Source organism: Frankia sp. R43 (genome assembly GCF_001306465.1).
In the GTDB taxonomy this organism is placed as follows: Bacteria; Actinomycetota; Actinomycetes; order Frankiales; family Frankiaceae; genus Parafrankia; species Parafrankia irregularis.
The window spans coordinates 60,927-87,353 of sequence record NZ_LFCW01000004.1 but is presented as its reverse complement, the minus strand read 5'-3'; the positions used below and the strand labels follow the sequence as shown (position 1 = coordinate 87,353).

Genomic DNA, 26,427 nt, shown 5'->3' with positions numbered 1-26,427 from the left:
TCCGGCGCTCGGTCGAGCGCCTCTCCAAAACGGGCACGCGTGCCACCGGGCATCGTGGCGGCGTGACGAGAAAATCCGCGGCGAAGGGTCGTGGCGCGGGACGCCGGGAAATGAATCGGCACGGAGGGAAAGCGCGCCGAGGGGGCGGGAGGTGGTGGCGGGAAATCCAGGACCGACGCCTGGGATCGACGGCTCGGGATGCCGGTGGACGCGGTGGCCGTTTCGGCTTCGGCTTCGGTGCGTCACCAAGCTTCGTGAGAATCCGGCGATCTGTCAACAGATGTGCGGCTTTTCGTGGGGTTTGTGCGCTCGGTAAAGGTGTCGCTTTGTGCGGCTGGTAAAGGCGGCGCTATTGTCGCTGTCCGCATGAATTCCCAGCGCAGGAAGCCGGCGGCGGGCCGGAAGCGGTACCGCGGCGGCGGGCGCGGCCTGGCGCGGCTGACCGCGCGGCGTGGAGATACGCGGGGTTCGGATGCGTCGCGCCGGGCTCCCGTACCAGTGCCGGGCGCCGGATGTGCCGCGCCGGGCGCCCGGCGTACTGCCGTCAGGATGCCTCGCTGCGGTCAGGGTGTCTCGAGGCGAGGTCAGCTGACCTCGGTGAGGGTGCCCTTCTCGACCGAGTAGACGAAACCGCGGACCGCGTCGGTGTGCGGGATGAACGGGCTGGCCCGGATCCGGGCGATCGACTGGCGGACGTCCTGGTCGAGGTCGGTGAAGGCCTCGGCCGCCCACGGCGGGCGGATGCCGGTGTCGGCGGCGACCTGGGCCTTGAAGCCGTCGTCGGTGAAGGTCAGCATCCCGCAGTCGGTGTGGTGGATAAGGATGATCTCGCGGGTTCCGAGCAGGCGCTGGCTGATCGCCAGCGAGCGGATCTCGTCGTCGGTCACCGCGCCGCCGGCGTTGCGGATGACATGGGCCTGACCCTCGCTCAGCCCGAGCAGGCCGTAGACGTTCAGCCGGGCGTCCATGCAGGCCACGACGGCGACACCGAGGGCCGGGGGCAGTGGCAGGTCGCCCTTGTCGAAGTCGCGGGCGTAGACGGCGGCGTTGGCCAGCAGGTCATCTGTTGCGCTCATGAGCGGTATCCCCTGACGACATAATCCACGAATACCCGACCGGTTAGGTCGGAAACGCACTCAGCCTACGTCGTCAGTGCCGGGAGCAGGCTGTGGCGTCGCGAGGGTCCGTCGTGGATCAGCGGGATACCGGCCGGGACGCTCCCGGCCGATGGGTGTGGGCGAGGGACGTCGCGCGGGGCACCTGGGAGACGGGGCCGTGGTGAGCGCGGGGAACCGTCGTGAGTTCCCGGCCACGCTCAGAAGGCACGGCCCCGGTCGGCCCGGGTGCCGCCGTTGTCAGATACCCAGGCCTATGCGGACAGCTTCCGCAGCACGTTGCGGTCGGTGTGGGCGACCGGGTCGGCGACCCGCGCGTGGTCGATCGTCGTGGTCTCCTCGTACTCCAGGCACCCGTCCGGACGGACCGTGACGGTCACCTCGTAGGCGGTGGTGTTCGCCGCGCGGGCCAGGTAGGGGTTGGAGAGGATCCCGTAGGTGGTGGACCCGAGGTCGGAACGCAGCGTGAAGCTGGTCGCGTCGGGCGCCACGGTGCCGGCGGCGATGAGTGCCTGGCCTCGGGGCACCATGAAGCAGCGCATGACGTGGCCGAGCACGGAGTCCCACAGCCAGTAGCCGATCTCGGTGTGGAACGCCTTGTCCTTGCCGAGTGGCCACGCGATCATGTGGTAGTCCAGCCCGTAGAGCTGCTGGGCGCCGTTGTTCACCGGGCCGAACGGCTTGAACGTCATCTTCTCCCGGAACGGCGTTGTGATCATTTTGCCTTCGGCGTTGCCGAAGGCGACGTCCACGCCCTGGTCGCCCTCCCATTCGCCGGCCAGAGCCGCCAACGGACCGAACTCCGGACCAATCTTCTCCGCCACCGCCGAGCCCTCCTTGGACCGGAACCGCCCGCAACCTGAACGAAGCGGATATTTCGCTATTTCGCCCGAAGATACGTGGCGAATCGGCGGAATCACTCTCTGTGGGTCACAAGCAGCAGTGCTCAGCGACTTTGGTCATGCGGCCGGGTCATGGGTCACCGCCGGTGTGAGACACCCGCCGACCGCTGGTTCGGCCCCAGCCCGAGATCCGGTCCCGGCCCCACTCCCAGCTGCGCCAGCGTCGCCCGGCCCAGGGACGTGGCCGGGTCTCCCAGGCCGAGTGGCAGGTCGAAGTGGTGACGCGCCGCGGCCACCAGCGATGTCACGTGCGCGCCCGCCTGGCGCAGTGCGGCCTCGTACCATTCGTGCTGGGCGGCGAAGGCACGGTCTCGCGGTCCCCGCTGGCGAGCACGAGCGGGGGAAGCCCCGCCCCGGGCTGGTGTGCCCGGTGCGCACGGTTCGCGGCCCGGAACACGTGGCGCAGCGGGCTGTTGCGGGCGGCCTCGGCCGCGGTGAGGCCGAACGCCTCCCCGAGGTAGGAGTGCCGCAGTGTTTCCAGCTCGTAGACGCCACTGACCAGGCAGACCCCCCGGATGACGTCGCGCACCCGCAACGTGATCGGCAGCCAGTCGTCCACCAGGCACATGGCCGCCAGCTGCGCCCCGGCTGAGGCGCCGGCGAGAAAGATCTGGCCGGGGTCGACGCCGAGCTCGGCCGCGTGCCGATAGAGCCACAGGACGCCCCGACGTACCTGGGCCACGATGTCGTCCAGCCGGAACTCCGGCGCCGGGCCGTAGCCGAGCGCCGCGAAGGCCGCGCCCGCGCGCACGAACTCCGCGGCGGCGAAGGATGACTCCCAGCGGCTCGGATCCCGCCAGTAGCCGCCATGAATGAAGATCAGCAGTGGGGTGCCGGGGTGAGCCGAGTACGGCGCGCGCGGGGCGTGGCCCGCGCTCGACCTGGCCGCCGACGTCGAGCCGGCCACCGCGGGAAAGAAATGGAGGGCCTCGGCGTAGGACGGGCCGTAGGAGATCTCCTCCCAGCGCAGGGTCCGCCGGGCGAGCGCCGATCGTGCCGCGTACTCGTCGAGGTGGTAGGCCAGGTCGGGTACGTACAGGCCGGGCGAATAGGCCTGGTCGAGCAGGACCCGGTCGTTCTCCCATGTGCGCTGCGTGGTCGCGCGGTTCACGGGTGGGCCACGTCGGCCGGTTCGGTCGTGCTGGTGGCACCCGTGTGCGCGGGTGGGATGAGAACGGCGCGCATACTCCACAGCTCCGGACGAAACCTGAGGGAGAGACGGGCCGGCGGGCCGGTCTGCGACGGGCCGGCGGGCCGGTCAGGGACCGCAGCGGTGTCGGCGACCGCCGTTCCTTCTCCCACGGCACCACGGTTTGGTCCGCATCTGCGAATCTATCAGGAATTTTCCACCGCATCTACGGATTCCCGCAGGTCAGCGGGTTGCGACCGGCCTTGGCGGTGGAAAGTCTGGGGTGGCGCCGGGGCTGGCGGGAGCCGTCTGCGCCGCCGCCGGCGCCTCGTGGTCGTCAGGCCGAGAGGAGCGTTCTCGGTAGGCGGAAAGCACAGAATCGGGTTGGCGTGGCCTGGCATGTCGGCATGGTCACGATGCTGCCGGGCCTGTGCGGGGCCGGCCCGGACCACGGTGGCGTACCAGGGGCATCCGCCCTGGTCCGGCCTGGATTGCGGTCGCCCGCGGCGGAGATCCTTATCGTGCGGGTGCGGGTCGGATGCGCATATGCTCCTCCTACCCGAAGGCGGCCGGCATTCGCCGGCTGCTGATCGCCGTCGTCCGGCGAAACGAAGCTGACCACGCGGAGGGTTGGAATCCGTTGCATGCCGTCCCCGCACCGGCCGTGCTGCGCCGGCCGCAACCACCAGGCGGGCAGGGGCGGCCGGGTGCCTGGCAGGGGAGTCGGCGGTGCGCTTTCGCCGGCGGCCGCGTTCCGGCGCGGTGCGGTTCCGCTCCCACCGGCCTTTTCCAGCTCAGGGCGCACGGTCAGGAGCGACGCGGGTTCGCGTCGACGGCGGAAAAGGCTCATTCATTCACCTGGGCAAAGCCGGTGACGACGTTACGGGCTGGTCGAGATGCTAGGAGTGTTCTGATGGCCCAAGTTCCCTTTGCTCCGGACGTCTTCACCTGGCCCGCGGAGAAACCACAGCTCATCGGCGCGCGGTGCGCGAGCTGCGCGGCGGTGACCTTTCCCGCCCAGGATTCCTGCCCGCGGTGCGGAAAGCTGGAGATGGAGCAGCTCCTGCTGCCGCGGGAAGGAACCCTGTGGACGTGGACGACGCAGGACTTCCTGCCGAAGGAGCCCTACGCCAGCGGTGAGACCCCGCAGACCTTCAAGCCGTTCGGGATGGGTCTGGTGCAGCTCGGCGACGACGTGCGCGTCGAGGGCCGCCTGACCGTGAGTGATCCCAAGCAGATCCGCTTCGGAATGAAGCTGGAGCTGGTGATCTACCCGTTCCGTACCGACTCCGACGGCACCCAGGTGATGTCCTACGCGTTCGCGCCGGCAGAGGAAGGAAACTGAGATGGAGGACGTCGCGATCATCGGGGTGGGCATCCACCCCTTCGGGCGTTTCGGTGACAAGTCCGCTATCCAGATGGGGGCCGAGGCCATCCGGTCCGCGCTGGCCGACGCGGGCGTGGAGTGGAAGCAGGTGCAGTTCGCCTTCGGTGGCAGCTGCGAGGTGGACAACCCCGACGCGGTCGTCGGCCTGCTCGGGCTGACCGGCATCCCCTTCATGGACGTCTACAACGGCTGCGCCACCGCCGCGACCGCACTGGATCTCACCGCCGACGCCATCCGTTTCGGCAAGTACGACATCGGCGTGGCCGTCGGCATGGACAAGCACGCGTTCGGCGCCTTCACCGCGGACCCGGTGCACTACAGCGCTCCGCCGTGGTACGGGGATATCGGCCATTTCCTCACCACGAAGTTCTTCGGCATGAAGATCAACCGCTACATGCACGACCACGGGATCTCGCACCAGACGCTGGCGCGGGTGGCGGCGAAGAACTACCGCAACGGTGTGCTGAACCCCAACGCGTTCCGCCGCAAGGCGATCTCGGAGAAGGAGATCCTCTCCTCCGCGATGCTGAACTACCCGCTCACCAAGTACATGTTCTGCAGCCCGGACGAAGGGGCGGCCGCGGTCGTGCTCTGCCGGGCCGACATCGCGCGCCGGTACACGTCGAGCCCGATCTACCTGCGGGCGAGCGTGCTGCGTACCCGTACCTACGGGGCCCACGAGGTGCACAGCTCCTGGGCCGCGGTCGAGCCCGCCGAGGCGCCGACGGTCTACGCCTCCCGTGCGGCCTACGAGGCGGCCGGGATCGCCCCGGGCGATGTGGACGTCATCCAGGTCCAGGACACCGATTCCGGCGCCGAGATCATCCACATGGCGGAGAACGGCTTCTGCGCCGACGGTGAGCAGGAGAAGCTCCTCGCCGAGGGCGCGACCGAGATCGGCGGTCGGCTGCCGGTCAACACCGACGGTGGTCTGATCGCGAACGGCGAGCCGGTCGGTGCCTCCGGTCTGCGCCAGATCCACGAGCTGGTCCTGCAGCTGCGAGGCCAGGCCGGCGAGCGGCAGGTCCCCGGCAACCCCCGGGTGGGCTACGCCCAGCTCTACGGCGCGCCGGGAACGGCCGGTGTGTCGATCGTGACCACCTGACGCGCCAGAACCGCTCGAACCGCCTGATCCGCCTCCTGGCGAACGGGCGCGGCCGCCCGGTCTCAGACCGGGCGGCCCAGCCGCAGCGCGTTCTCGACCCGAAAACCCACCTGCCCGTTCGGGCGGGACATCGGTGCCTCGTACATCTCCCGCAGGTCCACCGACCACCCCCGCACCGTCGTGCCGAGCTCGGCGAGCACGTCGTCGGGGGTCGTGAGGCGGGTGTGCGGGCTGGTCCGAGGCTGCCACGACGGGGCACCGGAATGACCCACCACGAGGAGCGTGCCGCCTGCGGCGACACGCTGCGCCGCGGCGCGGAGCACCTCGCCGCGCGGCATGCCGACCGGTGAGTGCAGGAACATCGCGACGACGAGCCCGAACTCACCGGGCGGCGGCCCGCAGGCCAGGTCCCGGCACATCGGCGTCACGCGTTCGGCGACGCCGGTGGCCCGCGCGGCATCCCGCACCCGCTCCAGCGCGGTGGGCGCGATGTCGACCGCGGTGACCTGCCAGCCGCGCGCGGCCAGCCAGACCGCGTCGCCGCCCTCGCCGCAGCCCAGGTCGAGCGCCGTGGTCGGTCCGACGGAACTGATCTCGCGGACCAGCAGCTCGTTCGGAGCGCCCGTCCACATCCGTTCCGTCTCGCGGTAGCGGTTCTCCCAGAACGCACCGCAGTCATCCGTCCGTGCCACGAGTCATTGTCGGTTTCGGTGCGGTCCCGCCGGCCGCGACCTGTTTCCCGAGCAGGGCCGGTCCTTCGCCCTGTCCGGTACCGCCGCCGAACCGGTCGAACGCGGGCCCGGCGGGTCTTGGCGGGCCGCCTGGCCCGGCACGTGTGGGCGAGCCGGGCCACCCGGCGCAGGCAGGCTCCGGACCGATCGGGAATTCGAATACGGGCTGACATCACGACCGACATCGAAAAGCGATATTGGCCACCGTGAAGGGTGGTCGGCTCGACCGGCACCGGAAAAACTGATATGAGTCGGGCCGGGTCGCGTGTCGACGGGTCGGTGTAAACGTTGACAGTCGTCTTGCCTCCTCCGTACAGTACAGGATGTTGTGCGGCTGGGAAAACTGCGGATACATTCGGGTGGAGATGTGAAGCGAATTCAGCAGCGAGGGCTATATTTCGAGGAACTGCAGACCGGCGTCGTCTACGCCCACAGTCCGGGCCGCACGGTCGGTGAGGCGGACAACACCCTTTTCTCCACGCTGACGATGAACCCGCAGAGCCTGCATCTGGACGCCGCCGCCAGCGCGTCGACGGAGTTCGGCGAGCGTCTCGTCAACAGCATGATGACCCTTTCCATCCTGGTCGGGCTCAGCGTCGCGCAGCTCACCCAGGGCACCACCGTCGCGAATCTGGGGTTCGGTGAAATCCGTTTTCCGGCCCCCGTCTTCGCCGGGGACACGCTCTACGCGGAGACCGAGGTGCTGTCGAAGCGGGATTCCCGGTCACGGCCGACGAACGGAATCGTCGTCTTCCAGCACCGGGCCCTGAACCAGAAGGGTGAGCTGGTGGCGCTCGCCGAGCGCACCGCGCTGATGTTGCGGGTTCCGGCCGGCGAGGCCGATTCGGATGCGGCGGGCTGAATCCCGGTGGGCATGAGTTCTCGCCGGTTCTTGTCGAGGTTGGAGAAAGCGTGACCGAGTGGACCCTGGGCGCATCCCTGCTGTTCTGCCCCGCCGATCGGCCGGACAGGTACCAGAAGGCGCTGGCCGCAGCCGAGACGGTGATCCTCGACCTTGAGGACGCGGTTTCCGCGGCGCGCCGGCCGCTGGCCCGTGAGGCGCTCGTCGAGCACCCGGTGGATCCGTCGCGGGTGATCGTGCGGGTCAACCCGCGCACCACCGCCGACTACGACGAGGACCTCCGCGCCCTCGGGCGGACCGAGTATCGCGTGATCATGCTGGCCAAGGCGGAGAGCGCCCGCCAGGTCGAGGAAGCGGCGCCGTACCAGGTGGTCGCGCTGTGCGAGACGGCCCGCGGGGTGCTGGCCTCCCCGGAGATCGTGCAGGCGTCGAACCTGGCGGGCGTGATGTGGGGCGCCGAGGACCTGATGGCCTCGATCGGCGGCAGCGGGAGCCGGCTGGCCGACGGGAGATACCGCGACGTCGCGCGGTACGCCAAGTCCACGGTGCTGCTCAACGCCGCGGTGGCCGGTGTGCCCGCGATCGACACGGTCTTCCTCGACACCGCCGACGCAGTGGGGCTGCGGGCGGAGGCCGACGAGGCGGTCGCGTCCGGTTTCGTGGCGAAGGCCTGCATTCATCCGTCGCAGGCGGCGGTGGTGCGTGAGGCGTTCCGCCCATCCGCGGACGAGGTCGCCTGGGCGGAGAAGGTCGTGGCGGGCAGCACCGACAGCGCGGTGTTCCTGCTCGACGGCCAGATGATCGACGCGCCGCTGGTCGCGCAGGCCCGCCAGATCCTGCGCCGCGCGCCGCGGTAGGAAAGCGGGAGCAGGGAACGCGGGAGCCGGGAACACGAGCCGGCAGGCGCGGGGGAGCCGGCCGGCCGATCGACTCTGATCGGCCGGCCGACCGGTTTCCGGCGGGCGTGCGGCAGGTGGGGCCGGCGGTTGTCAGCGGTTGGCGGGGAAGACCAGGTCGACGGTGCTGGCGGCGGCGGCCTCGGGCCACCGTGAGGTGACGACCTTCGGGCGGGTGTAGAAGCGGACTCCCTCGGGGCCGTAGATCGGCGCGTCGCCGAAGATGGAGGCCTTCCAGCCGCCGAAGGAATGCCAGGCCACCGGGACGGGGATCGGCACGTTGATGCCGATCATCCCGACGTCGACCTGCCGGGTGAACCGGCGGGCGGCGCCGCCGTCGCGGGTGAACAGCGCGACGCCGTTGCCGTACTGGTTGTCATTGATCAGGGCGATGGCGTCGTCGTAGGTGTCCACCCGCACGACGCTGAGAACGGGGCCGAAGATCTCGTCGTCGTAGACCCGCATTCCCGGCTTCACCCCGTCGACCAGCGAGCATCCGACGAAATATCCGTCCGGGCGGCCGGCGGTCTCGCCGTCGACGACGACACGGGCACCCTCGTCGGTCGCCCGCTGCACGTACGAGCGGACCCGGTCACGGTGCTCCGCACTGATCAGCGGGCCCATCTGCGAGGACTCGTCCGTAGCCGGACCGACGACGACGTCCGGAATGCGGGCCGCGATCGCCTCGACGAGCCTGTCACCGATGTCGCCGACGGCGACGACGACCGAGATCGCCATGCAACGCTCACCCGCCGACCCGTAGCCGGCCGAGATGGCGGCGTTGGCGGCCGCGTCGAGGTCGGCGTCGGGCAGCACGACCATGTGGTTCTTCGCCCCGCCCAGAGCCTGCACCCGCTTGCCCGCCGCGGTGCCGGTCTCGTAGATGCTGCGGGCGACCGGTGTGCTGCCGACGAAGGAGATCGCGTCGACGTCCGGGTGGGCCAGCAGGCCGCGGACCGCCTCCGCGTCACCCTGGAGCACGTTGAAGACGCCGGGGGGGAAGCCGGCCCGGGTGACGAGATCGGCCAGCAGCAGCGACGCCGACGGGTCCTTCTCCGACGGCTTGAGAACAAAGGTGTTGCCGCAGGCGATCGCGTTCGAGAGCATCCACAGCGGCACCATGACCGGGAAGTTGAACGGGGTGATCCCCGCGACCACCCCGACCGGGTGCAGCTCGGTGTGGACGTCCACCCCGCGGGAGACCTCCGAGCTGTGCGCGCCCTTGAGAAGGTGCGGGATGCCGCAGGCGAACTCGACGCATTCGATGCCTCGGGCGACCTCGCCGAGCGCGTCGGAGTGGACCTTGCCGTGCTCGGCCGCGATGGCCGCGGCGAGCTCGTCCCGGCTGCCGTCGAGCAGCTCACGCAGCCGGAACAGCAGCGTCGCCCGCTGGGAGAGCGAGGAGGCGCCCCAGGTGCGCGCCGCCTCCACCGCCGCACGGACCGCGGTGTCGACATCCGCCGGTGACGCGAGAGTGACCTCGGCGGTCTGCACCCCGCGGGCCGGGTCGAACACCGGGCCGAGGCGGCTCGGGTCCGAGGGGGCTGCGGCGGTGCCGTTGATCCAGTGGCCGATCGTCTTCACGCGGGCGTACTCCTGACTCGCAGCCAGGCGCCGGGCCTGCTGCGGTGGCGGACAGGGGATGCCGCGGTGGCCGGGAACGGGAGGAGCGGGCCACCGCGGCGGCGAAACGTCAGAGCTGGTGCAAGGTCAGGGCTGGTGCAAGGTCAGAGCTGGTGCAAGGTCAGAGCCGGTACAGCTTGCGTGCATTCTCCCCGAGGATCTTCGCCCGGGTCTCGGGAGCGAGCGTCGCCAGCTTGGGCCCGACGGTCTCCAGCGGGTTCGGGTAGAGGCAGGTCGGATGCGGGAAGTCGGTCTCGAAAAGAATGTTGTCCTCGCCGACGGCCTCGATGAGGGCCGGTAGCTTGTTCCGGTTCTTCTCGAACCAGAAGGTGGCGTAGATGTTGCTGCGGAAGTACTCGGAGGGTGCCTTGCCCATCGCGGCGAGCTCTTCCGGCGCGTTCTCGGCCATCTCGTAGTCAAGGGCCTCGAGAATGAAGGGGATCCAGCCGACGCCGCTTTCCACCGACACCGTCTTCAGTCCCGGATGCCGGTCGAAGATACCGGAGAGAATGAGATTGGTGACCACCCTGGCGTTCCCGATGAACAGCAGTGTGCCGCCGATGGCGAGCTTGGTGTTGCTGCCATGGGACTCCCACGGGTACTTGCCGTAGAACGTCATCGTCGTGACGCTGGCCCCGATGTGGAAGTGGACCGGCAGCCGCAGCTCGGTGCAGACCTCCCAGAAGGGGTCCCAGGCCCGGTTGGCCAGGTCCGGGGCGCCCAGGTCCTGCGGGTCGGAGGTCATGTTGACCCCGCGGGCGCCGAGCGCGTGCACGCGCCTGGCCTCCCGCACGCACAGGTCGACGTCCCAGGCGGGCATCAGCGGCAGCGGGAGCAGCCGGTTGTTCGAGTCGCTCTGGATCTCGGCCATCGCGTCGTTGTAGATCTCGACGGAGAGCCTGGTCAGCGCGGGGTCGCTGGCGGCGCCGAGGTCCTGGCCGCCCAGGCCGATGGTGCTCGGGAAGATGATCTGGGCGTCGATGCCGCACTCGTCGAGCACCCCGAGGCGGACCTGGGGGTCGTAGGCGCCGACGTGCACCTGGTCGACCGTCCAGTGGTGCAGGGCGATGTCGGCGGCCTCCTTGCGGCCGTCGCGCCCGATGACACCGGCGGCGCTGAAACGGCTCACCGGCTTGCCGTCGAAGATCCACATAGGAGTGCCGTCGACATCGGCCACCCGCGGAACCCGGTCGCGGTACGCCTCCGGCGCGCGCTTGGTGAACAGATCCGGCGGCTCGGACCAGTGGGAGTCCGCGTCGACGATGAACAGGCCACTCTCTTTTAAGGAACTTGACATAGACATCAATGTTAATATGTGAGCCATGGCACTAGCAACGGTTGACGGGTTATCGATCTCCTACGACCTGATCGGCACCGCCGGGCGGCCCTGGGTGATTACTCCGGGTGGTCGGTACAGCAAGGACGATCCGGGAATCCGTGAGCTCGCGGCGGAGATCGCCGCCACCGGTCGGCGGGTACTGGTCTGGGATCGTCCCAACACCGGCGAGTCGGACGTCTGCTTCGACGGCGAGTCCGAGTCGCAGATGCAGGCCGATGCCCTCGCCGGGCTGATCCGTCACCTCGGCCTCGGCCCGACCGTCATCGCGGGTGGCTCGGGCGGCTCCCGGGTCTCCCTGCTCACCGCCGCGCGCCACCGTGACATCGCCGCCGGGCTCGCGATCTGGTGGCTCAGTGGCGGCGTGTACGGCCTGATGAGCATCGGCGTGCACTACGCGGCGGGCTCCTTCACCGCGGCCTGGCACCACGGGATGGAGGCCGTGGCCGACCTGCCGGAATGGGAGGAGCCCATCACCCGCAACCCGGCCAACCGCCAGCGCATCCTCGACCAGGACCGCCGGGAGTTCCTGGCGACGATGGAGCGGTGGATGGCGGTCTACAGCCCGCGCGACGGTGAGCTGGTCCCGGGCCTGCCCGACGACGACGCGCGCGGCCTGGACATCCCGGCCCTGGTGTTCCGCAGTGGCGAGAGCGACCTGCACCACCGGCGCGAGACCTCCGAGCACATCGCGCAACTGCTCCCGCGGGCCGTGCTCGCCGAGCCGCCGTGGGGTGACACCGAGTGGAACGACCGGCACACCCCCGAGGCGCGCAAGGAGGGCCTGTTCGCCCGCTGGCCCCTGCTCGCCCCGCCCCTGCTCGCCTGGGCGGACGAGGCCCTGGCCTGACCGGCACAGCCCCGCTGTCGTTGCGCCACGTCGTCACCGCTGTCGTTTCCCTCATGCCGCGTCGTGTCCGTCCAGGGGCGCGGTGCCGAAGGAGTAAAGCCGAATGAGTGATTCCGAACCCGGGACCGCGCCCACCATCGACCTGCGCGAGGCCATGCGCACCGCGCGCTCGCTGCGCCGGTTCCGCCCCGACCCGGTGCCGGACGAGGTGCTCGCCCGCTGCCTGGAGGCGGCGACCTGGGCTCCGTCCGGTTCGAACGCGCAGGCCTGGCGGTTCGTGGTCCTGCGGTCGCCCGAGGCGCGGGCCGTGCTGGGCCCGGCGTTCCGCGAGGGCTGGGACTGGGTCCGCACCATCTACGGCCAGTCGGCCGAGCCGCCGGCCCCCGACGACATGTCACGCCAGGCCCGGCTCACCCGCACCATGCTGCACCTGGTCGACAACTTCGAGCAGGTGCCGGTCTACGTGCTGTTCTGCTACCGCCTGTCCGGGTTCGTCTCCGAGTTCATCGAGGCCGGCTCCATCTTCCCCGCCATGCAGAACTTCCTGCTCGCAGCCCGGGCCGAGGGGCTCGGCACAGTGCCGAGCACCTGGTTCACCTTCGGGGAGGACAAGCTTCGGTCGGTCATCGGGATGCCGGACGACTGGCGGATCGCGTCGCTGGTCGCGGCCGGCTGGCCGGAGGGCAAGCACGGTCCGGTGCGGCGCCGCCCGGTGGGCACCGTGACGGCTCTCGACACCTGGGACAACCCGTTCCTGCCGAGCTGACACCCGGCCCGACGCCTCGCCCGCTGCCCGGCCCGGCCGGTGACCGAAATGTGTCTTTGCTGACACGCAGGCATCCCCGGCTTGTCCGGGCGGCCGAGCGGACCGCAGGATGCGAAGGCTGATCCTGCTGCCGCGGCACGAACCATGCGTCCGGACCTCGTGGCGGAGACGCCGCAGTGGACGAGCATGGAGGGCATCCGTTCGTGAGCAGTGGTTTCGGCCTGGCGACAGGCCCGTCCGTTCCGTCTGTCCCGACGCCGACGCCGACCCCGAACCCGAACCCGAACCCGGCCGCGGTGAGCGCGGCGGCAACGGACGCCGCGGCGGATGAGGAGATCGGCGGGCCACAGGCGATCTTCCGGGTCGGCGGCTACCGGCAGGGGCCCGACGGCGCCGAGCTGACCATGGGGGTCGGCCCCTGGCTGACCGGCGTCGGCGCCACCACGGCGGTCGGTTCCCTCGGCGTGCTGGTCGACGATGTTCTCGGCCGGCCCGTCTTCATGGCGCGCCCCACCGGGAGTCACCTCGTGACGTTCGAGCTCTCGGTCGAGATCGTCACGCCGCCGCCCTGGTCCGGGCCGCTGCTGCGGGCATACGGCACGGTCGTCGACGTCGACGCGGCGCGTGGGCTGTCGCACTGCGAGATCGTCGACGGCGCGGGTCGGCTGGTCGCCACCGGGCGTGCGCAGCTGCGTTTCGTCGCCGCCGGCTGGGCGCAGCCCGAGCGGACCGGCGCGACGACCGTGGCCGGGGCGAGCGATCTGTCGGCTCTCGACGTCCTCGGGCCCGCCGCGTCGAACGGTTCCCTCGCCTCCTCCGCAGCTGCCCGGACGTCCGCGGCTGCCGTCGCCGCCGTGGCCGGGCCGGGTGACACCACGGGCGGCACGCGGATCGTGGTGCCGGCCCGCCCGGAGTTCGGCAACGGCAGCGGTGCCGTGCACGGCGGCATCCTGTTCTGCGGCGTGGAGCAGGCCGCGGTGGCGGCCGACGACCCCGAAGGCCTCCTGCGGACGACCTCGGTCACCGTGCACTACCTGCGCCGGGCCGAGGTGGACGCCCCGGTCAGCTACGACGTCGTGCCGGAGCACCGCGGGCGCACGGTCGCCGTGTACAAGGTGACCGCCCGCGGGCCGGCCGGCAAGCCCTACTGCGTCGCCACCGTCGCCCGCACCGCCCGCTGAGGCCGCGCTGCCGCCGGTTCAGCCGGTACCGCGGGTTCCGGCGGAACCGGTCGAGGCGGTTACCGGTGGCTCACCCGGCTGCGTCCGGGCCGCCGAGCGCCTTGGTCGTCTTCTGCCCGGTGGCCGGCTCGGCTTCGTTCGTGGACGTGGGTTGGGCCGTGAGCGTGGCATCGGGCGTGGGCGTGGGCGTGGCATCGGCGGTCGGGGTGGGCTCCGGCTCGACGGCGGTGTCCGCCGGTGCGGCCGACACGGCCACCGTCACCGGCGTCAGCGGGAAGTGGCAGGCGGCGAACTGTCCGGGACGGATCTCGAGGACCGGTGGCTCCTCGGCCTCGCAGCGGTCCTCGGCCCGCGGGCAGCGGGTCCGGAAGCGGCAGCCGGACGGCGGCGCCAGCGGTGAGGGCAGGTCCCCCTCGAGCGCGGGGCCGGTGAAGCCGCGACCGGCGTCGGTCAGCGGCACCGAGTCGAGCAGCGCCCGGGTGTAGGGGTGCGCGGGCTGGTCGTAGACCAGGTCGGCGTCGCCGAACTCGCACACCTTGCCGAGATACATGACCAGGACGTCGTCGCTGACCGCCCGCACCACCCCGAGGTCGTGGGCGATGAACACGACGGTCAGGTCGAACTCGGCCCTGAGCTCCTCGATCAGGTTGAGGATCTGCGCCTGCACGGAGACGTCCAGCGCGGAGACGGGCTCGTCGCAGATCAGCAGGCGGGGCCGCAGCGCGAGCGCGCGCCCGATCGCGACCCGCTGGGCCTGCCCGCCGGAGAGCTGGCGCGGCAGCATGTCGGCGAACCGCTCGCCGCCGAGCCCCACCTGCGACAGAACTTCCGCCGAGGCGGTCGCGCGCTCGGACTTCGATGCCCCGGCAACGGTGAGGCCCTCGACGACGATGTCTCTGACGGAGCGCCGGGGGTTCAGCGACCCCACCGGGTCCTGGAAGATCATCTGGATGGAGCGGCGGAGCTCGCGCATCCGGTTCTCGCTCACACCGTCGATGCGCTCGCCGGCGAAGGTGATCTCGCCGGCGGTGAGGCGGTCCAGGCGCAGCACGGCCCGACCGGTGGTGGACTTGCCGCAGCCGGACTCGCCGACGATGCCGAGCGTCCTGCCGGGCAGGACGTCGAAGCTCACCTTCGAGACGGCCTGCACGACCCCGCCGCCCGTCGGGTACTCGACGACCAGCTCCCGCACGCTGAGCAGGGCTTCCTCGCCACGCAGATGCGCGGTCCCGCTACCGGCCAACGAGCTCACCTCCGGTGAGGTTCTCGGTGCCGGTCTGCGCGGGGCGCAGACAGGCGACCTGGTGGTCAGCGCCGACGGAGGTCATCGTCGGCCCCGGCTCGGAACACGCGGCGTCGGCGTGCGCGCATCTCGGCGCGAACCGGCAGCCCGCCGGCGGATCGGTGGGGTCGGGCAGGGAACCGGTGATGAGACGCATCGGCGCGTGGCGTTCGTGGGTGAGGGTGGGTGTCGCCTCGAGCAGCGCGTGGGTGTAGCGGTGCCGCGGCGCGCCGAAGACCTCACCGGTGGAGCCGGCCTCGGCGAGCCGGCCGGCGTACATCACCGCGGTCCGGTCGGTGCGTCCGGCGACGATGGCCAGGTCGTGGCTGATGAGGATCATGGACATGCCGTGGCTGCGCTGCACCCGCCGCAGCAGGTCGAGGATCTGGCGCTGGACGGTGACGTCCAGCGCCGTGGTCGGCTCGTCGGCGATCAGCAGCGTCGGCTCGCACGCCAGCGCGGTCGCGATCATGACGCGTTGGCGCATCCCACCGGAGAGCTCGTGCGGGTAGTTGCGCAGCCGCCGTTCGGGGTCGGGCACCCCGACCTCCCGCAGGAGGTCGAGGGCCCGGGTGTGCGCCTCGGTACGGCTTACGCCGAGATGGCGTCGCATTCCCTCGGTGAGCTGGCGCTCCACCCGGACGACCGGGTTGAGCGAGCGACCGGGGTCCTGGAACACCATCGCGATCTGCTTGCCCCAGATCTCGGCGCGCTGCCGGCGGGGGAGGGAGAGCAGGTCCCGGCCCTGGAACAGCACCTCGCCCGAACAGGCGGACCGCCCGGGCATCAGCCCCATGATCGCCCGGGCCATCACCGACTTGCCGGACCCGGACTCGCCGACCACACCGAGCGCCTGGCCGTGGTCGAGGTCGAGGGAGACGTCGTCGACGGCCCGGACGACACCGCGTGGGGTGCCGATGTACGCGCGCAGGTTGCGCACCTGCAGAACAGGCCCAGCGCTGCCGGTGGGCTCAGTGCTGTTGGTGGGCTCGGCGCTGCCGGTGGGCTCGGCGCTCGTTGCCTGCGGAGCGCTCTTGACGGGCTCGATGCTCATGGGATGCGGGACCTCTCCTCCGCCCTGCGGACGACCGGCTACTTCTTGATCCAGACTTCCTCGGGCAGGAGCGAACCGCTGCCGTACTGGTGCAGACCGCCGACGTCGGTACCGGCGATCGCGGCGAAGTTCGGCCGGGTGTAGAACACCAGCGGCGAGAGCTCGGCCAGCCGCTTCTGCACCGTGGTGTACGCGGTCCTGCGTTCCGCGTCCGTCGTGGCGACCCGCCCGGCGGCGAGGGCGTCGGTCAGCGCCTTGTCCTCGACGCCCGAGAGGTTGGCGGCCGAGCCGCTGGCGAAGGCCGTGGTCAGCCGGGGGTCAGGGCTGGTGAAGAAGGCGGAGCTGACCAGGATGTCGAAGTCATAGGTGCTGCGTAGCTTGGGCACCTCCGCGTAGTCGACGACCTTGACCTCGACCTTGACGTTCTTGTAGACGCTGAGCTGCGCCTGGATGTTCTCCGCCAGCGTGCGGTTCTCCGTGCTCGCGAACGAGGTGAAGGTGAAGGTGACCGGCTTGCCCTCGGCTGCCAGCTCGTCGAACAGCTTCTGGGCCTTGGCCTTGTCGGTCTTGTGCAGCGGGACGTCCGTGTAGAGCGGTGAGTCCTTGGTGAACAGCGTCTCGGGGACCTCACCGGTGCCGTTGTAGACGGCCAGGTTGGCCGCGTCCAGATCGATCGCGGCGTTGAACGCCTGGCGGGCCCGGATGTCGTTGAACGGCGCCCGGCGGGTGTTCAACGCCATGAAGAAGCCGCCGTTGAGCGCGGCCACGTTGACGTTGAGGTCCGCGGAGTTGCCCTTGTCGATGTTGACCGGGTTCGAGTCGATCGCGATGTCGGCGCCGCCGCTGGTCACCGTGTTGATGCGCTGGCCGGCGTCGGTCACCGCCCGCACGACGAGGCTGTCGAGGTAGGGCTTGGGCGCGTCGTAGTACTTCGGGTTCTTCACCAGGCGGAGCTCGGCCTGGCGGGTCCAGCTCTGCAGCTTGAAGGGGCCGGCGCCGACCGGGTTCTTGTCGAACTCGGCCTGGCCCTTCTTCAGTGCGTCGGGCGAGGCGATCCAGTTCAGCGAGCTGTTGATGATCGCTCCGGCGAAGGACGGTACCGGGCTCACCATCGTGGCCTTGAGCGTGACGTCGTCAACCACTTCGGTGGAGGCGATCAGTGATCCGTCCGCGAGGTACGTCGAGCGGTTGGCCGGGTCCCGGAACCGGTCCCAGTTGAACTTCACGGCCGCGGCGTCGAGCGGGGTACCGTCGGAGAAGAGCAGGCCCGGGCGCAGTTTGAGGGTGAAGCTCGCGCCCTTGTCGGTCGTCTCGAACGACTCCGCCATCCGGTAGACGACCTTGCCGGCGGCGTCGTCGATCATCAGCGAGCCGTAGAGCGCGTTGCCGATGACGCCGGCGATGACCGCGTTGTTCCCGCTGACCACCGGATCGAGGCTGCTCGGTTCGCTGAGCGCGAGGATCCGTGCCTCGCCGCCGGCCACCGGTTGGCCGGTGACGCCGGATGTCGACGTGGTGTCAGCGGTGTCGCTGCTCCCGCCGCATGCCCCCAGGGCGAGGACCGTGCCGCACACGACGGCGGCCACGACAGTTCGGGTCCTATGTAACATCTGCTGCCTTTCGCTGTGGTGGATCGGGTCGATGTCCGGGTGGGCCACGGCGTCCCGACCGTCGCCCGGGGTGGCGGACATCCCTGTGAACCGCACGCGTGGCCTGCACCGGGGCCGACACCGCGCCCACGGGCCGGATCCGGCCGCAGCGGCTGGCCGCGCATCCTGCGGTCGAAGAGGTGGCTGGTCGCGCCCGGCGCTGGTCGCGCCCGGCGCTGGTCGCGCCCGGCGCTGGTCGCGCCCGGCGCTGGTCGCGCCTGGCGTTAGTCGCGCATGGTGCGGTCGAAACGGTGGCGGAGGTGGTCGCCTGCCTGGTTGAGGGCGAACACGGTGAGGAAGATGGCGGCGGCCGGCACGAAGACCATGTGGGGGGCGTTCTCGATCGCGTCCTTGCCGTCGGCGATCATGCCGCCCCAGCTCGGCTGCGGCGGTGGGATGCCCACGCCCAGGAAGCTGAGCGAGCCTTCCGCGACGATCAGGGCCGCCATCACGACGGGCAGGAACGCCCCCAGCGGGGGGAGCAGGTTGGGCAGGATCTCCTTGACCAGGATCCGGCCGTGGCCGGCGCCCATGTTCCGGGCGGCCGTGACGAACTCGCGTGACGACCAGGCGATGGTGTTGGCCAGCGCGAGGCGCACGAAGGTCGGAATGATCAGCAGTGTCAGGCCGACCATCAGCGTCCGCACGCTGGGGGTGAGGATCGAGGACAGGGCCAGCAGCAGGATCAGCGGCGGGAAGGCCAGCATGGCGTCGGTGATCAGGCCGATGACGGCCTTGGTACGCCCGCCGAGGTAGCCGGCGAGCATCCCGAAGAAGGTGCCGATGGCCGCGCCGATGAGGCCGGCGGCGGTGCCGACGAGCAGGGACACCCGGGCGCCGTGGATGCAGCGGGAGAGGATGGAGCGGCCCTGCTGGTCGGTGCCCAGCAGCATGTCGAACGACTCGAGGCTCGGTGGCTGGCGCGGCCGGCCGATCGGCACCGAGTAGGACGCCAGCGGCAGCAGGTCCGCGATGGCGGCCAGCAGGATCATCGCGATCAGCCAGCCGAAGGACAGCGCGACCAGGATCGAGCGTCGCTCGCGCACCGCGGGCACGTCGGGAAGCGTGCCGGGCACCGCCGTGGCCGGCGGCGGGGTGTTGTTGGGCGCGGTGCCGTCAGGTGTGGTGCCGTCAGGTGTGGTGCCGTCGGCTGTGGTGCCGTCGGCTGTGGTGTCGGCCGGGGCGGTCCTGGATCCGGCGGTGGTGTTCGCCACGACATCGGGGCTGGTCATGCGGTCGCCGCCTTCCTGACGCGCGGGTCCAGCCAGCCGTAGCTGAGATCCACGAGCATGTTGATGGCCACGTAGACCACGGCGATGAACACGACGACGCCCTGGACGGTGATGATGTCGCGGGCGGTGATCGAGTAGATGACGAGCTGCCCGAGCCCGGGCAGGGAGAAGAAGGACTCGACGATCACCGTGCCGCCGATGAGGCGCCCGAGGTTGATGCCGACCAGCGTCACCAGGGAGAACGACGAGGGGCGCAGGGCGTGGCGGGCCATCACGTAGCCGGGGCTCATGCCCTTGGCCCGGGCCGCGCCGATGAAGTCCTCGCGCAGCGTTCCGACCAGGTCGGTGCGCAGCAGCCGGTGGAACGAGGCGATCTCGGTGAGCGCGATGGCGATGACGGGCAGGATGACGCCGCGCAGGTTCTCGCCGGGGTCCTCGCTGATGCGGGTCCAGCCCGTCACGGGGAACCAGCCGGCCTGCAGGGCGAACACGTAGACCAGCACCGGACCGGCGATGAACGCGGGGACGGAGAGGAAGACCGAGGACAGGGCGGTGATCGCCCGGTCGAGCAGGGAGCCGGGCCAGGCCGCGGAGGCCACCGCCAGGGGCACGGCGACCAGCAGCGCGACGAGCAGGCCCAGCGCGGCGAGCTCCAGCGTCACGGGAAGACGTTCGGTGATCGCGTCCAGCACCGGCTGGTGTGTGATCGGCGAGGTGCCGAGATCACCGGTGACGGCGTCGCCGATCCAGTGCACGTACTGTGACCACAGGGGCCGATCGAGCCCGAGCTCGGCGTTCAGGGCGTCGATCGCTTCGGGTGTCGCGTTCTCGCCGAGGATGACTGAGGCCGCCGACCCCGGAGCCAGGCTGAGAAGTGCCACGGCCCCCATGGTCACGAGTAAGACCACGAGCAGGGCGCGGCCAATACGGCGCGCAGCGGTGAGCAGCATACAGCTCGCTTCCTTGATCGTCTGAAGGTCGCACGGACAACGACCGAACTGACCCGAGTTCCTCACTGAGGGCGAATACGGCGATATGGCGTGGGCACCGTTATAGCCGTAGACGGCGCCGTTGCCAACATTCCTCGGGGAGGTTGACGTTCGCAGGCAGAGCTGTCTGTCGGCCCTTGGATCGGGCGCTCGCCCAAAGTTTCGGAGTCGCCGCGCGATGGATGATCATGGAAGTCAAGGTCCCGTTTGGCGACATTTCGGACATCGCATTTCCGCCTGGAGAAGTGCGATATCGAAACTTCGGAAATGGCGTTCCCGAGTTTTTGAAAGCCGTGCGAATGGCGCTGGGATGGATTCTGGAGGCGGGTTCGACCATCGGGTCGGGCCCGGCCTCGGAGCGGGCCGCGGTGGACTCGCGGCGGCACCCGGAATGCGGGCGGATGTGGTCGAGGCCACTGTTTTGTCGGTGGGTGGCCGACTCCGACGTCCCGGGTGAGCGCAGGTCCGGCCTTCCCGGCAGTGACGGCGGTCACCAAATAGTGGACGGATCCACGTGCGTCGGACCGGAAAAACGGTGACGGATCATCCGGATAGCTGTCGATGTCGAGCCTGGCGGCGTCGACAGGCAGGTGATGTCACGGCACCGGCGTCGGTGTCCGCCGAAGCCCGCATCTGCCGGTTGGTGCTGGAGCGGCGGCCGGGTGCGGAGGTCGGCTGGGGGTTCGCCGCCGGGGTCGGTCGCAGGGATCCGGGCTGGGCGCCGGACCGGGGCCCGAGGCGGCTGCGGCCGGTGGTGCGGACCGGTGCGGACCGGCCGGGAAGCCCGAGAAGTCATTGAGTTGACGGGGTGCCGGCATTCGGCGCGCGGCCGTGTGGTCGCCCGTGTGGTCGCTGTCGCGGGTGGCTGGCCGCGGGGGCGTCCCCGGCCTCCCCGGGCCGCGTGCGCCGCGCCGGGCCGTGCGCGTTGCGACGCGGACGGGGGAGGGCGCGGTGGCGGGCGGCGTCGACGTGGTGTTCGGCGTCGACCGGGGCGCAGTCGCCGGCCGGCGACCAGGCCGTGGATTCTCTCCCCGTCGCGGCCCTGACCGAACGGTTTCCGCTGGCTGCGGATAATGCGGTTGAGAACGTGATTGGTGACTTCGGGTTATCCTCGATCAGGAGGGGATCATGGTCGTGTCGGCGGCTTTGCGCAGTGATTCGAGATCTGCGGTCAGTATGAATCCGGAGTTGACCGCGGATTTGGCCGCCTCGTCGTAGCGGTGACGGTAGTCGGCTGCCGACGAATAAAGTTCGCCCAGCCGGGAGGAAGTGAAAGGACGGGATGAACCGGCCAGCGCGCAGATCGTCGACGTGTTCGGGCCGCCGGCACCGGAGAGGGTCGAGACGGGCACGTCGACCGGTGGTGTGCGAATTCCGCCGACGGCGATGCCGTCGGCGTCCCGGGTGATGTGCGGCTCGCCGCCGGCGGCGACCTCGATGCGGGGCGCCACCGGTGGCTGCGCGCCGGTCGTGAGCCAGACCGTCAGCGCCCGCAGTGCCGCCTTGGCCACGAAGTGCAACGGACCGTTGTTGATCGACACGCCGCAGTCGACGACGGCCGCCGCGGGGCCGAGCAGACGCGCGTCGGCGTGAGCGGTGCCCGCCACCTCCCACAGCCGCAGGTGTGGGTTGTCCGGCTGCCGGGCGCGAGCGGAGTTCAGCACCCCGGTGAGGTCGCTTTCGGTCTGGACGTCCAGCACCGGCGCGTCCAGATCGGTCCGGAAGATCGTCGGCGTGTCGTTGAGCACGCTGACCAGGTCGGCGTTCTCGCCGGGCCCGACCAGCCCGAGCCCGGTCGCGCCCCGGCTGTGGACGAGGAAGCCGTCGAACGCACGAGTCAGGGGCTGCACACCGTTGTGATAGGTCACCAGGGCGTACGCGGACTGCGACTCGCCGGCCGCGATGAGGCGCTGCGGCCGCAGCCCGTCCAGGCCCGCGCCGCTGCGCACCGCGCGGGCGACCTGGGTCAGGATGTCGTAGGAGAAGCCGTCACCAGGATGGTTGAGCGTGCCGTAGCGGGCCGGGTCGATCGCGGTGAGGCCCTTCCCGGCGAGCCCGGCCGCCCCGGTGACCGGAACGAGCACCGGCCCGCCCTGGACCCCGATCCGCTGGGCGGACACCCCGACCCAGACATCGCCGCGCCGGGTGATCTCCTCGTGCAGCGTGGTCCACTCCGCGTCGCTGTCGAGACCGACGCTCACGTTCAGCCATTCGACGATGACCGTGCCGCTGAACCGCTCGGCCGCCGTGGGACGGCGGACCAGGACCCTGGTCCGGAAGGGCGCGCTGGTGTCGGGGGCGAACATCCAGCGGCCGTCGGCCCCCAGCGCGCCCACCGCCCGGTAGGACGACGCGGTGCCGGCGGCGGCCAGCTCCCGCTGCGTGTACCCGGCGCTGCCCAGGTCCGCCGGCGTGCCCGCGGCGGTGAACGGTCCGTTGCCACCGGACAGCTCCGTGGCGAGGTCGGCCGCGGGGCCGGCCGGGCGTGCCGAACTGCCGGACGGGCCGGTGCCGGCTGTGCCCGTGCCGGCCGGGGCGGCGCTTCCCGAGGCGCCCTCGCCGTCACCTGAGCAGGCGGAGAGCAACGCCAGGATGAGTGCCAGCACCAGACCGGGGGCGGGCGTGGCCGTCAGCCCCCGGTTTCCACCACGATGTCCAGATCTCCTCCGATGCGGCACTGGGCACGGCCTCCTCCGGTCGGCGCCCGTTCGTGGCGCAGACGCGGAGACTATGAGCCGGTGCCGCGACGGACATCATGAGGAGCCCGGTTCGCGGGGATCATCCCGCCGTCGGGTTCGGGCACCCCGCCGCCGTGCCGCTAACCCTTCACGCACATCACGGCGTGCAGCTCCGCGGCGACATCGACGAGATCACGCTGGTAGGCGATGACGGCGTCGATGTCCTTGTACGCGGCGGGTATCTCGTCGAGCACGCCGGGGTCCTTGCGGCATTCGACGCCGGCGGTCTGGGTGACGAGGTCCTCGGTGGTGAACTCCCTGCGGGCGCGGGTACGGCTCATCCGCCGGCCCGCGCCGTGCGAGGCGGAGTGGAAGGACTCGGGATTGCCCAGGCCGCGCACGATGTAGGAGCGGGTGCCCATGGAGCCCGGCACGATGCCGTACTCACCGGCCCGCGCCGAGATGGCCCCCTTGCGGGTGACCAGGACGTCGGCGCCGTAGTGGTGCTCCTCGGAGACGTAGTTGTGATGGCAGTTGACGGCGGCGAAGGCGGCGTCGCCCGCGTGCGGGCCGTCGGTCGGCGGTGTCGGCACCCGCAGCTGCGGGAGGTGGGTGCGCAGCGCGTCGACGTAGAGCGCCAGCATGGTCTCCCGGTTGTGGCGGGCGTAGGTCTGGGCCCAGGTGAGATCGTTCCGGTAGGCGGCCATCTCGGGGGTGCCGGCGAGGAAGACCGCCAGGTCCCGGTCCGGCAGCCCGGTGTTGTGCGGCAGCTTCTTGGCCGCCGCGATGTGCAGCTCCGCCAGCGTCTTGCCCACGTTGCGCGACCCCGAGTGCAGCATCAGCCACACCGCGTCCGTCGAGTCCAGGCACAGCTCGACGAAGTGGTTGCCCGAGCCGAGGCTCCCCAGCTGTGACATCACCCGGTCGATGGCCCCGCTGCGCCCGGACACCTTCGGGTGCAGATCACCGAACGCCGCCCACAGCTCGCCGTAGCCGCGGACCCGCCGGGAGATCTCGGTGTGCCCGCGGTGCCCGACGGGAATGGCCCGCTCGACCGCGGCCCGCACCGGGCCGAGGTCGTCCGGCAGGTCGGCCGCGGTCAGGTTGGTCCGCAGCGCGGCCATCCCGCAGCCGATGTCGACGCCGACGGCGGCGGGGGAGACGGCGTCGCGCAGCGCGATGACCGAACCCACCGTGGCGCCCTTGCCCAGGTGGACGTCCGGCATGACGGCGACGTGGTGGTGGACGTAGGGCAGGTCGGCGATCGTGCGGAGCTGGTCGAGGGCGGCGCTCTCCACCTCGTGCGGATGGGTCCACATCCAGATCGGGGCCGCTGCTCCCGCCAGCTCGTCAACCGGGGGCACGGGGATCACTCCTTTGTCTTCTCGTGTGGGTCTCTCTCGCGCGTCTCTCGCGTGTCTCTCGCGGGCCGATGGTCTCTCGACGGGACCGCCTCGCGTCGCGTTCCACGATCGCTGGTGCCGTGGCTGTTGGCGAATGATTTTGCGTGCGCTCCTGGTGCTTCTGCGTCCCGACCGGCCAGCCGGTCAGTCAGCTGGCCGGCCGGCCGGCTAGCCAGTGTCCGACCACCGGGCAGCCGGCGCGAACCGGGCCGGCCATGCCGTGCCGCCCGCCGCGGCACCCACCCGCGCTGGCCGGTGGGCTCGGGACGCGATGCGTCTGCCGGTGCTGCCTGACAGACTTCGGTACCAACGACCTGATCTGCCCCCGAGGGCCGCCTGCGGGCACTCGGGCCATCACCCGCATAGTGGGAGGACTTCAGCATGTCCGCTGTCAAGGAACGCGTCGCGATCGTCACGGGTGCCGCGCGGGGGCTCGGTGCCGCGACGGCACTGCGGCTCGCGGCCGATGGCCTGGCCGTCGCGGTGCTCGACCTGGAGGAGTCCGCCGCCAAGGAGACCGCGGACGCGATCGTCGCGGCCGGCGGGAAGGCCATCGCCGTCGGGGCGAACGTGAGCGACGCCGAGCAGGTCGCCGCCGCGGTGGAGCGGGTCGCGGCCGAGCTGGGCGCCCCCACCGTCCTGGTGAACAACGCCGGCATCACTCGCGACAACCTGCTGTTCAAGATGACGGAGAGCGACTGGGACGCCGTCATGGGCGTGCACCTGCGCGGCACGTTCCTGATGACCCGGGCGGTCCAGAAGTACATGGTCGAGGCCGGCTGGGGGCGGGTCGTCAACCTGTCGAGCACGTCCGCGGTCGGTAACCGCGGGCAGGCCAACTACTCGACGGCGAAGGCCGGTCTGCAGGGCTTCACCAAGACCGTGGCGATCGAGCTCGGCAAGTTCGGCATCACCGTCAACGCGGTGGCGCCGGGCCTGATCGCGACGGAGATGACCCGGGCGACCGCGGAGCGGCTCGGGCGCACCTGGGACGAGTACGCGGCCGCGCGGGCCAAGGACATCCCGGTGGGCCGGGTCGGCGAGCCCGACGACATCGCCAACACCGTGTCGTTCTTCGTCGGTGAGGGTGCCGGGTTCGTCACCGGCCAGGTGATCTACGTCGCAGGTGGGCCGAAGACCTGAGCGGCGATCCAGGTCAGGCCGGGCCACGGGCCGGGTCGGGCCCGGGCCGGTGCCGCCTCGCCGTGGGCGACGGCGTCACCGGCCCGCCGGGTCACGGCCTGCGGGCGAGGCCGCCGGCGACCAGCCGCTCGGTGAGGGTGAGCGGGTCGGGCAGCGGCTCCTCGGGGCGCCACAGCGGCGTGTAGGTGACTCCCGGCTCCAGCAGCTCGAACCCGTCGAAGAACGCCGTGATCTCGGCGATCGTCCGGAAGCGGCCCCGCCCGAGGTCGGCGAGCATGACCTTCTCCAGCTCCGCGGTCTCCTCCCCATGGGTCACGAAATGGGTGAGGAACAGGTAGCTGCCCGGCGCCAGGTGCTCGCGGTAGGTGGCGAGGATGCCGGCGGGATCCTCGGCGTCCTCGATGTGGTGCACGACGGCGAACAGCAGCAGCGCGACGGGCTGGTCGAAGTCGATGATCCCGGTCAGCTCGGGATGGTTGAGCACCTGCTCCGGGCTACGGAAGTCCGCGGTGAGCACGGTGGTGTTCTCGTTCTCGGCGAGCAGCGCCCGGCCGTGCGAGAGCACGATCGGGTCGTTGTCGATGTAGACCACCCGGGCGTCCGGCGCCACGGCCTGCGCCGTCTCGTGGGTGTTCTGCGCCGTCGGCAGACCGGAGCCGAGGTCGACGAACTGACGGATGCCCTGGCTGGCCATGAACCGCACACCCCGCCCCAGCAGCGCCCGGTTGTACAGAGCGGACTGCCGCCCCCGCGGCGCGAGCCGCATCAGCTCGTCGGCCACCGCGCGGTCGACGGGGAAGTTGTCCTTGCCCCCGAGGATGGCGTCGTAGACCCGGGCGATGCTCGGGACGGAGGTGTCGATTCCCTCCGGGCTCCACCCGGCGGGTGGCTCGTGGATGGCACGCACCAGCGGACTCTGGGCTGGCTTGTCCTGGCTCACGGGACTCCTGTCATCGGTACGCGGCTGATACGTCGTGTCGCCGGGTCGCGCCCGTGCCGCGCGCCGCGCGCCGCGGCGGTCGTTCTGCGTGACGACACCGGCTCATTGCGGCACATCATAGGACTTTCGGGTAGGTCCTCAGGCGGGTGCGTCTCCGTGCGGAGGTACCTTGGC

At 70.8% G+C, this 26,427-nt stretch carries 23 protein-coding genes; 8 read left to right on the top strand and 15 right to left on the bottom strand.

Annotation, left to right across the window (positions count from 1 at the left end; all coding sequences use genetic code 11):
- Nucleotides 1–584: 584 nt before the first annotated feature.
- The 4 genes from ACG83_RS17895 to ACG83_RS17885 all read right to left on the bottom strand — a co-directional run bounded on the left by ACG83_RS17895 (nt 585) and on the right by ACG83_RS17885 (nt 3,128).
- Nucleotides 585–1,076, bottom strand: coding sequence for a carbonic anhydrase (locus ACG83_RS17895; protein ID WP_054567380.1), 492 nt, complete (start codon nt 1,074–1,076; stop codon nt 585–587).
- Between the two features lie 293 nt (nt 1,077–1,369).
- Nucleotides 1,370–1,939 carry a heme-binding beta-barrel domain-containing protein gene (locus ACG83_RS17890; protein ID WP_054567379.1) on the bottom strand — a complete coding sequence of 190 codons (570 nt, stop codon included), beginning with the start codon at nt 1,937–1,939 and terminating at the stop codon, nt 1,370–1,372.
- A gap of 155 nt (nt 1,940–2,094) precedes the next feature.
- Complete coding sequence (locus tag ACG83_RS46755) at nt 2,095–2,265, bottom strand: hypothetical protein (protein ID WP_235497987.1); 171 nt, start codon at nt 2,263–2,265, stop codon at nt 2,095–2,097.
- Nucleotides 2,262–3,128 (bottom strand): alpha/beta hydrolase, encoded by an 867-nt coding sequence (locus tag ACG83_RS17885; protein WP_054567378.1) that lies wholly within the window; start codon nt 3,126–3,128, stop codon nt 2,262–2,264. Before ACG83_RS17885 ends, ACG83_RS46755 begins: the two co-directional genes overlap by 4 nt.
- A gap of 931 nt (nt 3,129–4,059) precedes the next feature.
- On the opposite strand from ACG83_RS17885, the gene ACG83_RS17875 reads away from it, so the two are divergent.
- Nucleotides 4,060–4,491 (top strand): Zn-ribbon domain-containing OB-fold protein, encoded by a 432-nt coding sequence (locus ACG83_RS17875; protein ID WP_054567376.1) that lies wholly within the window; start codon nt 4,060–4,062, stop codon nt 4,489–4,491.
- Nucleotide 4,492: 1 nt separating this feature from the next.
- Nucleotides 4,493–5,638, top strand: coding sequence for a thiolase family protein (locus ACG83_RS17870; RefSeq protein WP_054567375.1), 1,146 nt, complete (start codon nt 4,493–4,495; stop codon nt 5,636–5,638).
- A gap of 62 nt (nt 5,639–5,700) precedes the next feature.
- Here ACG83_RS17870 and ACG83_RS17865 read toward each other — a convergent pair whose 3' ends face one another.
- A complete protein-coding gene (locus ACG83_RS17865) occupies nt 5,701–6,330 on the bottom strand; it encodes a cyclopropane-fatty-acyl-phospholipid synthase family protein (protein WP_054567374.1) in 630 nt (209 codons plus the stop codon).
- A gap of 406 nt (nt 6,331–6,736) precedes the next feature.
- Between ACG83_RS17865 and ACG83_RS17860 the strand changes: the two genes are divergently transcribed.
- Both ACG83_RS17860 and ACG83_RS17855 read left to right on the top strand, forming a co-directional pair.
- Nucleotides 6,737–7,231, top strand: a complete 495-nt coding sequence (locus tag ACG83_RS17860) for a MaoC family dehydratase (protein WP_006538464.1) — start codon at nt 6,737–6,739, stop codon at nt 7,229–7,231.
- Nucleotides 7,232–7,281: 50 nt separating this feature from the next.
- Nucleotides 7,282–8,088 (top strand): CoA ester lyase, encoded by an 807-nt coding sequence (locus ACG83_RS17855; RefSeq protein ID WP_054567373.1) that lies wholly within the window; start codon nt 7,282–7,284, stop codon nt 8,086–8,088.
- 132 nt (nt 8,089–8,220) lie between these two features.
- On the opposite strand, the gene ACG83_RS17850 is transcribed toward ACG83_RS17855, so the two are convergent.
- The gene (locus ACG83_RS17850) at nt 8,221–9,711 is read right to left on the bottom strand and encodes a CoA-acylating methylmalonate-semialdehyde dehydrogenase (protein ID WP_054567372.1); all 1,491 of its coding nucleotides are present in this window, start codon (nt 9,709–9,711) and stop codon (nt 8,221–8,223) included.
- A 160-nt stretch (nt 9,712–9,871) separates the two neighbouring features.
- A complete protein-coding gene (locus ACG83_RS17845) occupies nt 9,872–11,047 on the bottom strand; it encodes an amidohydrolase family protein (RefSeq protein WP_054567371.1) in 1,176 nt (391 codons plus the stop codon).
- 25 nt (nt 11,048–11,072) lie between these two features.
- Between ACG83_RS17845 and ACG83_RS17840 the strand changes: the two genes are divergently transcribed.
- From ACG83_RS17840 to ACG83_RS17830, 3 genes are all read left to right on the top strand, one after another.
- Complete coding sequence (locus tag ACG83_RS17840; RefSeq protein WP_054567370.1) at nt 11,073–11,936, top strand: alpha/beta fold hydrolase; 864 nt, start codon at nt 11,073–11,075, stop codon at nt 11,934–11,936.
- Between the two features lie 103 nt (nt 11,937–12,039).
- On the top strand, nt 12,040–12,702 hold the full coding sequence (locus ACG83_RS17835; protein ID WP_054567369.1) for a nitroreductase family protein: 663 nt from the start codon (nt 12,040–12,042) through the stop codon (nt 12,700–12,702).
- A 203-nt stretch (nt 12,703–12,905) separates the two neighbouring features.
- Nucleotides 12,906–13,883 (top strand): PaaI family thioesterase, encoded by a 978-nt coding sequence (locus ACG83_RS17830; protein ID WP_235497986.1) that lies wholly within the window; start codon nt 12,906–12,908, stop codon nt 13,881–13,883.
- A 70-nt stretch (nt 13,884–13,953) separates the two neighbouring features.
- Here the strand turns inward: ACG83_RS17830 and ACG83_RS17825 are convergent, their stop codons facing one another.
- The 7 genes from ACG83_RS17825 to ACG83_RS17795 form a co-directional block, all read right to left on the bottom strand.
- Entirely contained in the window at nt 13,954–15,135 is a 1,182-nt protein-coding gene (locus tag ACG83_RS17825; RefSeq protein WP_369812897.1) for an oligopeptide/dipeptide ABC transporter ATP-binding protein, read from the bottom strand.
- Complete coding sequence (locus ACG83_RS17820) at nt 15,116–16,219, bottom strand: ABC transporter ATP-binding protein (RefSeq protein WP_235497985.1); 1,104 nt, start codon at nt 16,217–16,219, stop codon at nt 15,116–15,118. Before ACG83_RS17820 ends, ACG83_RS17825 begins: the two co-directional genes overlap by 20 nt.
- 38 nt (nt 16,220–16,257) lie before the next feature.
- Nucleotides 16,258–17,829, bottom strand: a complete 1,572-nt coding sequence (locus tag ACG83_RS17815) for an ABC transporter substrate-binding protein (protein WP_054567867.1) — start codon at nt 17,827–17,829, stop codon at nt 16,258–16,260.
- Nucleotides 17,830–18,092: 263 nt separating this feature from the next.
- Nucleotides 18,093–19,100 carry an ABC transporter permease gene (locus ACG83_RS17810; protein WP_200931338.1) on the bottom strand — a complete coding sequence of 336 codons (1,008 nt, stop codon included), beginning with the start codon at nt 19,098–19,100 and terminating at the stop codon, nt 18,093–18,095.
- Entirely contained in the window at nt 19,097–20,050 is a 954-nt protein-coding gene (locus tag ACG83_RS17805; protein ID WP_054567366.1) for an ABC transporter permease, read from the bottom strand. The genes ACG83_RS17810 and ACG83_RS17805 overlap by 4 nt, the downstream gene beginning before the upstream one ends.
- A gap of 1,154 nt (nt 20,051–21,204) precedes the next feature.
- Nucleotides 21,205–22,767 carry an alpha/beta hydrolase domain-containing protein gene (locus ACG83_RS17800; RefSeq protein WP_054567365.1) on the bottom strand — a complete coding sequence of 521 codons (1,563 nt, stop codon included), beginning with the start codon at nt 22,765–22,767 and terminating at the stop codon, nt 21,205–21,207.
- A 140-nt stretch (nt 22,768–22,907) separates the two neighbouring features.
- Nucleotides 22,908–24,131 carry an RtcB family protein gene (locus ACG83_RS17795; RefSeq protein WP_054567865.1) on the bottom strand — a complete coding sequence of 408 codons (1,224 nt, stop codon included), beginning with the start codon at nt 24,129–24,131 and terminating at the stop codon, nt 22,908–22,910.
- Between the two features lie 420 nt (nt 24,132–24,551).
- Here ACG83_RS17795 and fabG point away from each other — a divergent pair, with 420 nt between their 5' ends.
- A complete protein-coding gene (gene fabG / locus ACG83_RS17790) occupies nt 24,552–25,313 on the top strand; it encodes a 3-oxoacyl-ACP reductase FabG (RefSeq protein WP_054567364.1) in 762 nt (253 codons plus the stop codon).
- 91 nt (nt 25,314–25,404) lie between these two features.
- Here fabG and ACG83_RS17785 read toward each other — a convergent pair whose 3' ends face one another.
- The gene (locus ACG83_RS17785; protein WP_054567363.1) at nt 25,405–26,253 is read right to left on the bottom strand and encodes an SAM-dependent methyltransferase; all 849 of its coding nucleotides are present in this window, start codon (nt 26,251–26,253) and stop codon (nt 25,405–25,407) included.
- Between the last annotated feature and the right edge of the window lie 174 nt (nt 26,254–26,427).